Below are 15641 nucleotides of genomic sequence, written 5' to 3'. Positions count from 1 at the left end.
TTCTGCAGCAGTAAATACACTTGCATTACTTGACAATCTACTAAATTGGGCAAAATCTCAAACAGGACAAATTACATTTAACCCAGAAAAATTAAATTTACAGCCAATTGTAGATCAAACAATAGCAATTTTAAAGCCAACTGCTGAATTTAAAAATATAACCTTAAGTTACATTCAACCTGAAGCTATTGAAGTGTATGCAGATCAGCATATGCTAAAAACAATTTTACTAAATCTTATAACAAATGCCATAAAATTCACTAATTTAAAAGGTGTTATAAAAATAAATGCATTGCACAAAAATAATGCAATAGAAATTTCTGTTTCTGATAATGGAATTGGAATGAACAACGAAACCAGAAACAATTTATTTACTTCGAACGCCAATAGTGCTACAACTTTAGGAACGGCAAATGAAAAAGGTTCAGGTTTAGGTTTAATACTGTGTAAAGAATTAATAGAAAAACACGGCGGAACTATTTGGGTAACTTCTGAGCCAAATAAAGGAACTACTTTTTATTTTACACTTCCTAATTAAGACTTATAACTAATTTTATAAAATAAAAAGGCAAGTGTAAAACACTTGCCTTTTTTTATATCAAAATCTTAAAAAATTAAATACTAGTCTGGAGTATTCCACCAAACTGGTGTAGTTAACCTAACATAAGGATCATTATCTGGCATATTTTCATAGTTTCTATCTTCTTCGTTATATTCATAAACCATTGCCTGAATCCAATCATCATCATTTGGAAAAATAGCTAAGTTTACATTCTCTGGGCGTTGTAAACCATGATAAATTTCAGCACTATAATCCATTCGTCTCATATCTACCCAAGTTTCTGGATTTAATACGTTAGCAATGTATTTTTGAACCATAATATGTGATAAACTTATATTGGTTGCTCCAACTTTTTCATCTAATAAACTAATATAATCTGAAGTTGATTGTGCATCAACACCTAACTTTTCAAAATCTGCTAGTACACCTGCTTTAAAGGCCGTATAAGCACCAGATAAATCATTTTTTCTAAATCTGGCTTCTGCCTCAATAAATTTAACTTCGCTATAGTTAATCATATCCGTAGCTGAATTAGCACTTGTATAAAAACCGCCATTTCCTAAAGAAAAATTATTCCCTGAAATTCCGGCTAAACCTCTGCCTATTACAACTCCTTCATATCCACCATTTACTGCTTCTGGAACTATAATTGTTAATCTTGGATCCCAATCTGCTCCATCAATATTTAATGGATTTTTTAATAATTTAACAAAAAAGTCAGAAAAATAATCCATTCTTGAAGAACCGTAACCACCAGAAGAAAATGGCTGAATATCATTAGAAACAGAACTTCCACCATACAATTTTTGAGCATTAAATTCATTAGAGTTAATAGCAAGTTGACACGCCGCTATTACAGCATCGGCATCATACGTAGATTTTTTACTTAAATGATTTAAATACCTTGCTTTAATAGCATAGGCAAATTTTTTCCAAGAATCTTGATTTCCTTGGTAAAGTACATCGCCACCTTCTTCATTTAAACCAATAGCACTAGACTTATCTAATTCGGCAATTGCTTCATCTAAATAATTAATAATAACCTCATACACTTCTTTTTGCGTACTAAATTTTGGTGTAATATTCATAGATGAAACCCCATCATACGTATCTTCTACTACAATATCTCCGTATTGATCTGTAGTCATACCAAAAATATACGCTCTTAAAATTTTACCTACTGCCGTAAAGTTTGGCGAGTTATATTTCTCTCCTAAAACAATTAAATCTGCAGTATTAGGTAAAGAATATACATAAGCATTTTGCCATAAAAAATAACGTCCTGTAGTAAATTCATCTCTCCAAGTTTCTGAATAATAACTTGCCACATTTTGAGAGCCATATTGTGTAACACCCAAAACCTCTCTACTTCCTCTATATTGAGCTTGTGCCGTTGTATTTTCAATAGCTCCTTGTATTCTATACTGTGGTGCTAAAGAAGTTGTTGTTGGGTTTGTTTCTGAGCTATTTACATCAAAATAATCATCACTACATGAAGCAGTAATGGCTATTGAAATAAGTACTAAATATTTGTATAATTTCATAATATATATTTTTTAGAATCTAACTTTTAAACCTAAATCGAAACCTTTCATATTAGGTGTTCCTAAATTATCTATACCCATAGATCCAGCACCTGAAATGCCAGCTCCAAAAGTATTAACCTCAGGATCTACACCGCTATAATTAGTTATGGTAAATAAATTACGTCCTGTTGCGTACAATTCTACTGAAGATAATGCCGATTTATTAATTAATTTACTTGGTAATTTATATGTTAAGGTTACATATCTTAATCTTGCAAATGAGCCATCTTCTATAAAGTTTTCACTGTTTTTATAGTAATAATTTTGATAAAAAGCTTGATCCATAGCCACTGCAACTGTATTTGCTGCACCACTTGCATCTACGCCAGGTAACACAATAGTTTCATTTCTATTGGTTGTTTGTGTACTTAAACCGTAGTAAACTAAAGCTGATTCTGTAGCATTATATATATCTACACCTTGTACAATATCTAGTAAAAAAGATAATTTAAAATCTTTATAACTAAATGTATTAGAAATCCCTAAAGTCCAATCTGGCATACGAGTTACATTATCAAATGTTTCAACGGTAAGTGTAGGTAAACCATTTGAATTAATAATAACATCACCGTTATCATTTCGTACTGGTCTGTAACCTCTTAAACCAAATAATGATCCATTTAAAATTGCTGCACCTGCAGCTGTAGCATTAAAAGTCCAAGAATCAGATAAATAAACTTCATTTAAAAATCCTGGTAATTCATTTACTTTACTCTTATTCATTCCAAAATTTAAATCTACATCCCATTTAAATTTTGAAGAATGAGGCAATACTTTTAAAGATAGTAACGCCTCTAAACCACTGTTAGTAATAGATCCACCATTTAAAGTTGCATAAAATGTACCTGTTGTTGGAGGAACTCTAATATCGGTTAATATTTGATTGTCTGATGTACTTGTATAATAGGTTAAATCTAACCCTATTCTACTTTCAAAAAAACGTGCATCAACACCTATTTCAAAACTATTGGTAAACTCTGGTTCTAAATTTGGGTTTCCAACATCTACTCCATTCCAAGTGTACGCACTACTTGCTAATGAATTTATATTGGTAGATAATGAACTTTCTAAAGCACCAATTGGAGCATCTTTACCTACTTTAGCCCAAGTAGATCTTAATTGTAAATAGGTTAACCCGTTTGATGATGTAATATCATTTCCAGCATTTTTAAATAAATCTGTTACTACCGCAGACATACCTATAGATGGATAGAAAAATGATCTTTTATCCTCTGGTAATGTAGATGACCAGTCATTTCTACCAGTAGCTGTTAAATACAATGCATTTTGCCATCCTAATTTTAGTTCACCAAAAACACCAACCATACGTTTACGAGTAATTAATTCGCTAATACTTTGGTTTTCTATACTTACATTTCCAATACTATATATTCCCGGAGCTAAAAATCCATCGCCAGAGGTATAAGTAGTTCTAACATCTAATTCCTCAACAGAATTACCCACCATAGCATCTATAGAAAAATCTTCTGAAATATTTTTTTGAAAGCTCAACATTAAATTTGAGTTTAGTGTTTGATGATCACTTTCAAACTGACTGATATACCCATCTTCTCTGTTTTCAATAAATGAACCATCTCCGGTTATTTTTTTATTGAATTGAGTGTAATTATCAACACCTATTTTGTAGGTAAGATTAAAATTTTCTAAAAATTTATAGTTCAAACTTATAATTCCTAGTAATCTATTTACTTCATCAGTATTTGGACTATTTTCTATACTCCAGTATGGATTATCGAATTGTTGATCAAGAAAAAAACTTTTTTGAGAATTATCTTCATTTAAATAATCAGTGGCATCTACATTTCCTGGAATTCCTAATAAACTTAAAAAACTACTTCCAGAAGCATTTCCTTGTTTTGTGCTATTTGTTTCTGTAGTAATATAATTTGCAGACATTCCAACAGTTAGGTTCTTATTAATTTCTGAATTAGCATTTATTCTAAAAGAAGTTTTATCGTAACTAGTACTTTTAATTACGCCATCTTGAGAAAGGTCGCCAATTGAAAAGTAAACATTACTTTTTTCAGAACCGCCAGAATAAGTAACAGTATGGTTTGATGTAATTGCTGTATCATAAAAATCTTTAATATTATTATATGTTGGAGATCCAGCGGTACTATTTCCCCAAGAATAAGGAGAATCTGTATCTATTGTTGTACCTGTTGTGGTAACGGTTTGTTTTCCTTGACCATACAACGTTTGCACATCTGGTGTTCCTAAAATATTATCTATTGATACTGATCCAGAATAGGTTATTGTACTTACACCTGCTTTTCCTTTTTTTGTGGTGATAATTACAGCTCCTTCAGCTGCTTGTATACCGTATAACGCTGCTGCTGCCGGACCTTTAAGTACCGAAATACTTTCTATATCTTCTGGGTTAATATCTGAACCTCTATTTGCGCTTGCAACCTCTAAACTAGATGTAGTAGAATTGTCTATTGGAAGACCATCTACAATAAATAAAGGTTGATTGTTTCCTGTTATAGAAGAACCTCCACGAATCATAATAATAGCTGAAGAACCAGGAGCACCTCCAGAATTTACTACAGTAACACCTGATACTTTACCTTGTAATCCGTTTACCATACTACTCTGGTTTCCTTCTAAAAGCTCATCTGCTTTTACAGCCTGAACTGCATATCCAAGGGATTTTCGTTCTTTTTTAATACCATGTGCAGCAATAACTACCTCATTTAAACTTTCTCCGGCCATAAGCGTTACGTTAATAACGTTAGATGTTACTACAACTTTTTGTGTTGAATAGCCTATGTGAGAAAACACTAAAACCGAATTCATTTCAGCTTTAATTTCATAGTTACCATCAAAATCTGTAATACTTCCTACTGTAGAATTTTTAATGTTGGTAACAACTCCAACACCTGGTAATGGAAGTCCGTCTTCACTAGACCGAACTACTCCTTTAACTGTAATAGATTGTGCAAATAAACTTTGAACAAAAAACACCATTAACAACGTTAACAGCAGATAATAATTTTTTTTCATAATTGTTAATTTCAAAATAAATTAATAATAAATGTAGGTTGTGCATTCTAAAAAATGGAACTTCCCTATTTTTTGGTTAAAAAAAATTAGCAAAATAAAACACCTCTAGTTTGTAATTTTCACAAAACCAGAGATATAAACTTCTATACTAATTTGAACTTATTTACTAAAAGAAAATTTAGTTAAATCAAAGTTAAATTTTTTTTTGATTTAATAATTTTTTAACTAAACAATTATGCTATTTTTCTTATTTTACATATTTATTACGCTATAAATTAATAGAAACCTAATTTACACATAGCTTTTGTTTTTATTTTACAAATTACCCCATCCTCTTTAATTTAATTTCCATTAAAAATGGCCCTATATTTTGTTTGAAATTTTCATTTTTTAAATAAAAATTAAAAATCTATCTTTATTAATTAAAAATCTATAGTTATTAATAGTTGGATATTTACTTAACCAAGCTAAAAATTAAAAAAATGTATGCTACATATTTACTATGATCAAGTTTTATTTTTAATATTTCAATGTTTTGTAGCTGCTTTTTTACTGCTAACTTTATTTAGGCTACGTACTTTTTTTGGTTTAAGTTTATTGTTAGCTGCCTTAGGTGTTTTTCAATACATGCAGGTTTTTTTAGCCAATGCCTTATATTTTGAAATTATTGAAGGTGTGTATGTTTCATCGGGATCATCCGTTTTATTTACAGGTAGTTTATTTGCTATTTTATTGGTGTACATAAAAGAAGATACACAAGAAGCCAGAAGAATAATTTATGCTATACTTTCGGCAAATATTGTATTAATTATTTTACAAACCACCATTAACTTAGGATTTGAAAGTAAAAATGTTTTAAATATTTATAATTTACCCAAAGAACTATTCTCACAAAATTTTAGAATTTCAGCTATTGGCACTTTGCTTTTATTTTTAGATACTTTTTTACTTATATTTATTTTTGAAGCTGTTTCTAAATTTATTAAACCTCTTTTTTTTAGAATCTTAATTGCATCCGTATTTATATTAAGTATTGATTCTATAGTATTTGCCATTATTGGTTTTTATGGCACAGATCAAGTACAAAGGGTTTTAATATCTGGGTTAATTTCAAAAAACATTGCTGCAATTATATATGCCATTATTTTAACAATTTATATAAAATACAACGAAAAACAAGGCTTGCCAATTAATTCACAAGAACAAAATTTTAAAGATATATTTCACACGCTTACTTTTCGTCAGAAATACGAAGAAATTTATGCTAAAAGTTTAAAACAAGAAATAGCCCTAAAAGAAAGCGAACGAAAATATAAATATTTTGTTAATCAAACTAGCGAGGGATTTTTTAAAATGCAAGCTAAAATCCCCATTCCAACAAACCTAAGTGTAGCCAAACAAATTGAGCTAATGTATCAACATTTATTTGTTATAGAGTGTAATGATAACTTTGCCAAAATGCGCGGATATAAAAGTAAAGAAGAAATTATAGGTACTAAATTAATAGATTTACAAGGCGGTAAAAATAAAGAAGTTAATTTTGCTGCACTTTCCAAATTTATACAATCTAATTACATTACACTCGAAACCAAAACAATTGGTTTGGATAAAAATAAAAATGAACGCCATTTTTTAAATAATACAATTGGAATAATTGAAAACGGTAAGTTACTATCTTTTTGGGGAACCCAAAATGAGGTGACGGAAAAAATAAAAGCCGAAAACGCACTAAAAGAAGCAAATAACATTATAAATAGAAGTTCATCAATAGCTTTTTTATGGAAAAATGATGCTATTTGGTCTATTGAATTTGTTTCGGATAACATTTTAAATTTATGTGGTTATAGTAAAGAAGAATTTACAACACAAAAAATTATTTATTTAGATTTAATTTATCCTGATGATTTAGAGCAGGTTAAACAAGAAGTAAAAACAGCAAGTGAAAATTTAGCCATTCAAAATTTCGCGCATAAACCTTACCGTATTATTACAAAAAATAATGAAGTAAAATGGGTACAGGACAATACCTTTATCCGCAGAAATAAAGAAGGAATTATTACACATTATGAAGGTGTTATATATGATATTACTGAAAAAATAAATTCTGAACAAACATTAATACTTGAAAAAAACAAAGCACAAAATTATCTTAATGTTGCCGGTGTAATTCTTGTAAATATTGATCCAAATGGAATTGTGCAAATGATAAACCCAAAAGGATGTGAAATTTTAGAATATACAGAAGAAGAAATTATTGGGAAAAACTGGTTTGAGAATTTCATCCCAAAAAGTGATCAAGATAAAATTAAAAAAATTGCCAACCTTGTATGTTCAGGAAATATAGATGATGTTAAACATTTTGAAAATGAAATATTAACCAAAACCGGACAAAAACGGTTAATTGCCTGGACTAACGTTTTAATTTATGATGCTAATGGAAATATTACTTCCTCATTAAGCTCTGGAGAAGACATTACAGAACGTAAAAAAACAGAACGAATTTTAAAAATAAACGAAGAAAAGTACCGAACACTATTTGAATATGCTCCAGAAGGAATTTTAATTGCTAATTCTGAAAGTTATTATTTAGATGCTAATATGGCAATGTGTAATATGCTAGGTCTTACGCATAAAGAATTAGTTGGACTCCACGCAACTGATATAGTAATACCTACTGAAACTAAAAATATAGAACCAGCATTAGATATTATAAAATCTGACAATACATATTATAAAGAATGGCAATTTAAGCGAAAAGATGGAACTACATTTTCTGCAGAAGTAACGGTAACTACAATGCCAGATGGCAACCTTTTAGCCTTGGTTAAAGATATTACGGAGCGTAAAGAACTAGAAACTGCTTTACTTAATGAAAAATCACAATTAAAAGCTATTATAGATAATATTCCAATTATGATAACGCTTTATAACCCTAACTTAAACATGCTTTTTTTAAACAATACCTTTGAAACAAAACTAGAGGTAACATCAAAAGAAATAATTGATATTGATTTTATGAAATTGTTTTACCCTGATGAAGAAATTAGAAAAAGTGCTGCGGAATTTATGCAAAAGGCACCCAAAGAATGGAAAGAATTTCCAATAACTAGCAAATCAGGTAACGTTATAATTTCAGAATGGACTAATATAAATTTAAAAAACGGAACTCAAATTGGAATTGGAATTGATATTACAGATCGAAAAAAAATTCAAGAAGAACTTCAAATAACAAACAAAACCTTAAGAACTACCTTAGAAAATATGACCGATGGTTTTGTATTTTTAGATTTGGATTGGGAATATAGATTTTTAAACAAAAAAGCTGGAGAATTATTTAATAGAGACATTAATAGTTTAATAAATAAAAATATTTGGAAAGAATTTCCTGAATCAATAAACCAACCATTTTATAAAAATTACTACAAAGCTCTAGAAACTCAACAACCTTTAATCTTTGAGGATTTTTACAAACCTTGGAACAAATGGTTTGAGAATAGAATAATTCCGTCAAAAGATGGATTAGCTATCTTTTTTCAAGATATTACAGAAAGAAAAAACAACGAAAAAGCATTAATTGAGTTTAACAACAGGCTTAAAATATTACATGATATTGACTTAGCTATATTAAGTGCAACCAATATAAAACAAATTGTAGAGGATGTTTTAGTTGAATTAAAAAAAATAATACCATATAATCATGTTTCCGTAACTGAATATTCTATGGATATTGATTCCTTCAAATTTATTGGTGTAAATACAGAGGTTCCAAATTTAAAAATCCCTACAAACTTTGTTCCAGCATCCAAATTTAATTTTTTAGATAAAGAAATTTTATTTAAAGGAGAAACTCAAGTAATAGAAGATTTAAGTAAACATACCATCCAATCTAATCTGATAAAAAAAACAATGGCTTTTGGGCTAAACTCATTTATTATTTTCCCGCTTCTTTCTCAAGGTACAATGGTAGGCTCCTTAGCAATGTTTTCAAAAAACATGGATTTATTCACAGAAACCAATATCCAAATAATTAGAGAAATTGGAAATCAGCTTGCGGTGGTTATTCAACAAAACATATTAAAAAATGAAATTTTAAAATATACGGAAGATCTTGAAGAAAAAATAGCTGAACGCACCGAACAATTAGAATTTACCAATAGAGAATTACGAGATTTTGCTCAAATAGTATCTCACGATTTAAAAGCTCCATTAAGAGCAATTAGCCAGTTAAGTTTCTGGATTTCTGAAGATTATAAAGATAAAATTGATGCCGACGGACAAGAACAACTTGCTATGCTAATTGGAAGAGTAAAACGTTTAGACAATTTAATAGAAGGTATTTTGCAATATTCAAGAGCCGGAAAAGCAAGAGAAAAAGAAGTTTTAATAGATTTAAACGTAATTGTTAAAGATGTTGTAAACTCTTTACATCTACCAAAAAACGTTGAAATTAAAATAGATAATAATCTTCCTAAAGTTTTAGGAGATCCAACAAGGTTTGCCCAAGTATTTCAAAATTTAATTACCAATGCCATAAAATTTAACGATAAACCAAAATGTATTATTAATTTAGGAAATTCTAAAATAGATGGTTTTTGGGAATTTTATGTTTCAGATAACGGTCCTGGAATTGAAGAAAAATATTTTGATAGAATTTTTCAAATATTTCAACGCCTAGAAACCCGAGATAACCAAGAAGGTACAGGAGTTGGATTAACTTTAGTTAAAAGAATTATACAAATTTATAGTGGTGAAATTTGGATAACATCAAAAATAAACCAAGGAACAACATTTCATTTTACCTTACCAATAAAGATATAACATAGTATATGAAAACATCAAACCTTACAATTTTATTAGTAGAAGACGACAAAATTGACGTGCTTACTATTAAACGAGCTCTTAAAGAATTAAAAATTTTAAATCCGATAGCTGTTTGCGAAAATGGATTAGAAGCCTTAAATTACCTGAATAATTCTGAAAATGCATTACCCGGAATAATTCTTTTAGACTTAAATATGCCAAAAATGAATGGAATAGAGTTTTTAGAACATAGAAATAATAACCAAACATTAAAATTAATTCCAACTGTTGTTTTAACTACTTCTAAAGATGAACAAGATAAAGTTGAAAGTTTTAACTTAGGGGTTGCAGGCTATATGATTAAACCTGTAGATTATATGCAATTTGTAGAAGTAATTAAAACTATTAATTTATATTGGACTTTAAGTGAATTGCCAACAAATAAAAGATAAATTAAAGCTATGAAACATTTATTAATAATTGAAGATGATCAAATAGATCAAATGGCATTTGAAAGATTTGCTGCAGGTAATGAGTTTAATTATTCTTATGAAGTTGCAAATTCTATTGCTGAAGCCAAACACATTATTAATACAAAAAAGTTTGATTTAATTCTTTCTGATTATTTTTTAGGTGATGGAAATGCTTTTGAAATTTTAAAAATGCAAATTGATATTCCAATAATAGTTACAACTGGAACAGGAAGCGAAGAAATTGCAGTAAACGCATTAAAAATGGGAGCTTATGATTATCTTATAAAAGATATTGATGGTTTTTATTTAAAAATGTTACCCATTACAGTAAAAAATGCCTTACAACGCTATCAATCTGAAAAAGAATTAAAAGAATACCACACCAATTTAGAAGCATTAATTGAGCAAAAAACCCGTGAATTAAAAAAAGAAATTGAAATTAGAAAAGAAACTACAGAAGATCTTTTAAAAATGAATATGATTTTTAAAAACTCTAATGAAGTAACGTTTATGACAGATATTAATGGTGTTTTTACATTTATAAATCCAAAATTTACTGAATTATATGGCTATTCACAAGATGAAGTTATTGGAAAAGCTACTCCTAGAATTTTAAAAAGTAACATTAAAAACAACATAGACTATGAGAAATTTTGGAATAAATTAACCAATAAACAAAGCATTTCAAATTTTAGTTATATAAATAAACGAAAAGATTCTACTTTGGTTCATATAGAAGGATCTTTTGAACCTATTTTAGATACCGAAAAATCAATTATTGGCTATTTAGCCATTCAAAGAGATATTTCCGAAAGAATTAAAAATCAACAAGTTCAAAAAGTTCTATATAATATCTCAAATGCAGTAAATACTACTAAAAATTTAAGGCAATTAATTCAGTTAATAAAGCAAGAATTACATACTATTTTAGATACTACAAATTTTTATATTGCCTTATATGATGAAATTAACAATTTAATTACGCTTCCGTTTTTTGAAGATGAAAATGATCATTTCACAACTATTCCTGCTAAAAATTCTATTACAGAATATATTATTAAAACCAAACAAACTTTATTATTAACAAGCCAAGAACTTGTTGATTTAAGTAAAGAACACAACTTTAATTTATTAGGTACAACTCCTAAACAATGGCTTGGAGTGCCAATAAAAGTTGCAGGAAAAATAATTGGTGTAATTGTATTACAAAGTTATAAAAGTAACAACTCATTTACTGAATATGATAAAGATTTATTAATATATGTAACTGACCAAATTGGACTTTCAATTCAAAATAAAAAAAATGAACAGTATTTAATTCTAGCATTAGAAAAAGCAACAGAATCTGACAGACTTAAAACGGCATTTTTACACAATATCAGTCACGAAATTAGAACCCCAATGAACGGTATTTTAGGTTTTGCCAACCTACTAAAAAACCCGCAATTATCAGAAGAAAAACAACGAACTTTTATAGATATTATTTCAAAAAGTGGCGTGCGAATGCTAAGCACGTTAAATGATTTAATGGATATTTCTAAACTAGAAACTGGACAAGTAAAAATTAATTACACACCTACAAACATTCACGATGAACTAGAAATTTTACACGGATTATTTAAACCAGAATCCGCTGCTAAAAATTTAGTATTAAATCTTACACTTCCAAAAAACAAAGGTTCTATTGTGTTAAAAACAGACCGAGAAAAACTATTTGCAATTTTAAGTAACCTTATTAAAAATGCCATTAAATTTAGTTCTGATGGTGGAGTTGATTTTGGATACGAACAAAAAGGAGAGTTTTTAGAATTTTATGTAATGGATACAGGTATTGGTATTCCTAAAAATAGACAAAAAGCAATTTTTGATAGATTTATTCAAGCCGATATTAATGATACCAATGTTCATGAAGGATCTGGTTTGGGATTGTCTATTTCTAAATCGTACATTACAATGTTGGGTGGAGATATTTGGGTTGAATCTATAGAAAATAAGGGCTCTCAATTTTATTTTACATTACCAATTATTACAGATTCTAAAAATTATAGCAAGGAACAGAAAGAACATTCTATAAGTCCAATTGCTGAATCTAAAAAAATTGCGGTTTTAATAGTTGAAGATGAAGAAATAGCCTCGTTATATTTATCCATTCTTATGGAAGATTTTAGTTCGGTAATTTACAGAGCTAAAAATGGAGAAGAAGCTATTGAAATTTATAAAAAACATCCAGAAATAGATTTGGTTTTAATGGATATAAAAATGCCAAAAATGGGTGGTTATGAAACTTCTTTAATGATTAGAGAAATAAGCAAAGATGTTATTATAATTGCACAAACTGCATTTTCATTTCCGGGAGATAAACAAAAAGCTTTACGATATGGTTGCACTGATTATATTTCAAAACCTATACAAGCAACTAAATTATATGCTCTTTTAAAAAAATATTTTAACACCTAAAATTTAAATCTTTTACATTTTAGTTATTGTATACAGGCAAAGTAAATTTAAATTCACTTCCAACATTTGGTATACTTTCAACCCAAATTTCTCCTCCATTTTTTTCAATAAAATCTTTACATAAAATTAATCCAATTCCAGAACCGTGTTCGTTTGCTGTACCAATACCCGTATTTTTAATTTCAATATTAAATATATTTTTAATATCATCTATTACAATTCCAATACCATTATCTTTTACGGTAACTTCAACAAAATTTTCAACTATTGTAGAATATATTTGAATTTCTCCTTTCTCATAGGTAAATTTAATAGCGTTTGAAACCAAATTACGAATAACAGTATCCACCATATTTTCATCTGCAAAAACAAAACAATTGGAATCAATATTATTAATTAATAAAATTTCTTTATTTATTGCCTGTATTTCCAACAATGAAATAGACTCTGATACTAAGGATGCTAAATCTATTTTAGTTGGTTTAAATTCAATTCTCCCCGATTGGTTATTAGCCCAAAGCAATAAATTAGATAATAAATTGGAAGCCTTTGATGAAGAACCTTTAATTACCTTTAAAAACTTTATTTTTTTATCGTTATCATACTCTTTAAAATTCTCTATCAATAATTCAGTAAAACCCTGAATAGAATTAAATGGATTTTTTAAATCATGAGCAATTATTGAAAAAAACTTATCTTTAGTAGTATTAAGTTGTGCCAAATTTTTAGCTTGCATTTCAATTTCCTCATTCATCTTTTTTATTTCATTATTTCTAAATTCTAATAAATTATAGGCTTCTTTTCTGGATACATGAAGGTTTATAGAAATAATTAAAAAAATAGCAAAAATAACTACCAGAATTATTAAAAAGAAGGAGTAATTTTTTCCTGATTGGTATTTAATTTCTGCTAATTCATTTTTAGTTGATAATTCGTTAATAGTTACCCTTTTATTCTCAAGATCATTTAAGGCATGAAACAAACCAACATTTTTTCTTCGCTCATTTTTAAAGGCACTATCTTTAAGGGTAGTATGTTTTTTTAAATAATCGTATGATTTATAAAAATCTCCTAATTTATCATAATTAGTAGCGAGCACCTTTAAATATAAAATTTGAAACTCTAAATCCCCTATTTTTTCCGATAAACTAAGTCCTTTTAAAGAATATGAAATAGCATCATTTAACTTATTCTCTTTTGCATTTAAATCTGCTAGGTTAAAATATATAATAATTTTTAGTGCCTCATAATTATTTTTTTTAGCAATTTTTAGTGCCTTTTCAAAATACAATCCAGCTTCTTTATATTGTCTTAAACTTAAATAACAATCTCCAATATTATTATAATTTGTTGCTAAACCACCGAGATAATTAATTTTTTCATGAATTTTAACCGACTCAAAATAATATTTTAATCCTTCATTTATATTATTATTATCGGCATATACATTTCCCAAATTTGTATAACAGTTAGCAACACCGCCTTCATCCTTTAACTCCTTATACAATACTAAGGCATCTTCAAAATAAGTTAAGGCAAACTCATAATTTTCCTGACTATAATATAAATTTCCAATATCAACATAGTTTAAAGCAACACCTTTCTTATCCTTTAAGTTATTTTGATATAAATTAAGCGATTTTAAATAAAATTGAATAGCTTGATCTTCTTTATAAATTTCTGAATAAATTCTACCAATAAAATTAAAAATATCTGCAGTTTCACGAATATTATTTAAAGTTTCGTAAGCCAAAAGTGCTTTTTGAAATTTTTCTAAAGAATTAATATATTGAAGTGAATAAAGGTAATGAACTGCAAGTTTTTTATTAGATTTTGCTATGTAAGAATTTAAGTTAATTTTTTCAGCTAAAACTACTGCCTCATTATAAAAATAAAATGAAGAATCAAGCTTGTTAATATTATCATAAAAATCTCCAATTTTAATAAGTTTTGAAACCTTAGAAGAGTCAACTTTTTCCTTTAATAAGTCTTGTTTTAATTGCTTAATGTTATTTGTAGAAACTTGACCAAATAAGGTAAAGTAACAAGTGAAAAATAAAATAAATGTGAAGATTTTCATTTAAATAATAATTGGGGGACCTATTAACTAATTGTAATTAACAAAGTTACCATGATTTTTTCTAAAAAAATAGTAGAACCATTCTAATTAAGTTTAAGTTTTAAAACAATTTTTATTGAGTATGATCTGAAACAATAACCCATTTACCATCAATTTTTTTAAATATAAGCGTGAAAACCCCATTTAAATCACTCGATTTTCTTCTTAAATAGTATTCTCCAGTTAAAGAGTATAAGTTTTTAGCTAAATAATCGGTACTTAAAACCTTAAACGTTAATGTGCCTGTATGGTACGGTGTAGGATATTTTTTCTTATAATTATTTAAGGCATTAGTCCAACCATAATTTATTCCATTTTTACCAATAAATTGTAATTTATCAGATTTCCAATAAACATCCATAAAGGCTTCAATGTTTCCACTACTCCAATCTTCTGCACATTTATTTAAGGCAATTTTAATTTCCTCAATATCTTTTTCTTGAGATACTTGTTCTCCACAACTTAAACTAACAAACGCCACAATATATAAACAACAATACTTTCTCACTTTATAAATATTTAAACATTACGTAGTGATCTCCTATTAACTTTACATCAAACTTTTCACCAAAAGTTTTCATTCCTAGTTTTTCGTAAAATGGAACTGCTATTTCACG

General features: G+C 28.1%; 8 protein-coding genes. 4 read left to right on the top strand and 4 right to left on the bottom strand.

The genetic code is table 11. The features are described 5' to 3' along the window. Nucleotides 1–538 (top strand): sensor histidine kinase (locus ABY298_RS10325; protein WP_372745974.1); only part of this gene is annotated, 538 nt, incomplete at its 5' end. An 83-nt stretch (nt 539–621) separates the two neighbouring features. Here the strand turns inward: ABY298_RS10325 and ABY298_RS10320 are convergent. Both ABY298_RS10320 and ABY298_RS10315 read right to left on the bottom strand, forming a co-directional pair. Continuing rightward, entirely contained in the window at nt 622–2106 is a 1485-nt protein-coding gene (locus tag ABY298_RS10320; RefSeq protein ID WP_372745973.1) for a SusD/RagB family nutrient-binding outer membrane lipoprotein, read from the bottom strand. 12 nt (nt 2107–2118) lie between these two features. Then, the gene (locus ABY298_RS10315; RefSeq protein ID WP_372745972.1) at nt 2119–5175 is read right to left on the bottom strand and encodes a SusC/RagA family TonB-linked outer membrane protein; all 3057 of its coding nucleotides are present in this window, start codon (nt 5173–5175) and stop codon (nt 2119–2121) included. Nucleotides 5176–5661: 486 nt separating this feature from the next. Here ABY298_RS10315 and ABY298_RS10310 point away from each other — a divergent pair, with 486 nt between their 5' ends. Genes ABY298_RS10310 through ABY298_RS10300 form a run of 3 tightly spaced genes read left to right on the top strand, consistent with a single transcriptional unit; the run spans nt 5662 to nt 12905 of the window. Continuing rightward, nucleotides 5662–9993 carry a PAS domain S-box protein gene (locus ABY298_RS10310; protein WP_372745971.1) on the top strand — a complete coding sequence of 1444 codons (4332 nt, stop codon included), beginning with the start codon at nt 5662–5664 and terminating at the stop codon, nt 9991–9993. Between the two features lie 8 nt (nt 9994–10001). Then, nucleotides 10002–10427 carry a response regulator gene (locus ABY298_RS10305; protein WP_372745970.1) on the top strand — a complete coding sequence of 142 codons (426 nt, stop codon included), beginning with the start codon at nt 10002–10004 and terminating at the stop codon, nt 10425–10427. A 9-nt stretch (nt 10428–10436) separates the two neighbouring features. Beyond that, the gene (locus ABY298_RS10300; protein WP_372745969.1) at nt 10437–12905 is read left to right on the top strand and encodes a response regulator; all 2469 of its coding nucleotides are present in this window, start codon (nt 10437–10439) and stop codon (nt 12903–12905) included. Nucleotides 12906–12924: 19 nt separating this feature from the next. On the opposite strand, the gene ABY298_RS10295 is transcribed toward ABY298_RS10300, so the two are convergent. Together ABY298_RS10295 and ABY298_RS10290 are read right to left on the bottom strand one after the other, a co-directional pair. Then, on the bottom strand, nt 12925–14985 hold the full coding sequence (locus tag ABY298_RS10295) for a tetratricopeptide repeat protein (RefSeq protein WP_372745968.1): 2061 nt from the start codon (nt 14983–14985) through the stop codon (nt 12925–12927). Nucleotides 14986–15097: 112 nt separating this feature from the next. Further along, nucleotides 15098–15532, bottom strand: a complete 435-nt coding sequence (locus ABY298_RS10290; protein ID WP_372745967.1) for a DUF4440 domain-containing protein — start codon at nt 15530–15532, stop codon at nt 15098–15100. Between the last annotated feature and the right edge of the window lie 109 nt (nt 15533–15641).

Origin of the sequence: Lutibacter sp. (assembly GCF_041596795.1) — a bacterium.
In the GTDB taxonomy this organism is placed as follows: Bacteria; Bacteroidota; Bacteroidia; order Flavobacteriales; family Flavobacteriaceae; genus Lutibacter.
The sequence above is the reverse complement of the archived record's forward strand: the minus strand, read 5'-3'. Positions and strand labels throughout refer to the sequence as shown.

Coding starts and splice junctions, on each gene's coding strand:
- ABY298_RS10320 (WP_372745973.1), bottom strand. CDS start 2,106: ATGAAATTATACAAATATTTAGTACTTATTTCAATAGCCATTACTGCT.
- ABY298_RS10315 (WP_372745972.1), bottom strand. CDS start 5,175: ATGAAAAAAAATTATTATCTGCTGTTAACGTTGTTAATGGTGTTTTTT.
- ABY298_RS10310 (WP_372745971.1), top strand. CDS start 5,662: ATGCTACATATTTACTATGATCAAGTTTTATTTTTAATATTTCAATGT.
- ABY298_RS10305 (WP_372745970.1), top strand. CDS start 10,002: ATGAAAACATCAAACCTTACAATTTTATTAGTAGAAGACGACAAAATT.
- ABY298_RS10300 (WP_372745969.1), top strand. CDS start 10,437: ATGAAACATTTATTAATAATTGAAGATGATCAAATAGATCAAATGGCA.
- ABY298_RS10295 (WP_372745968.1), bottom strand. CDS start 14,985: ATGAAAATCTTCACATTTATTTTATTTTTCACTTGTTACTTTACCTTA.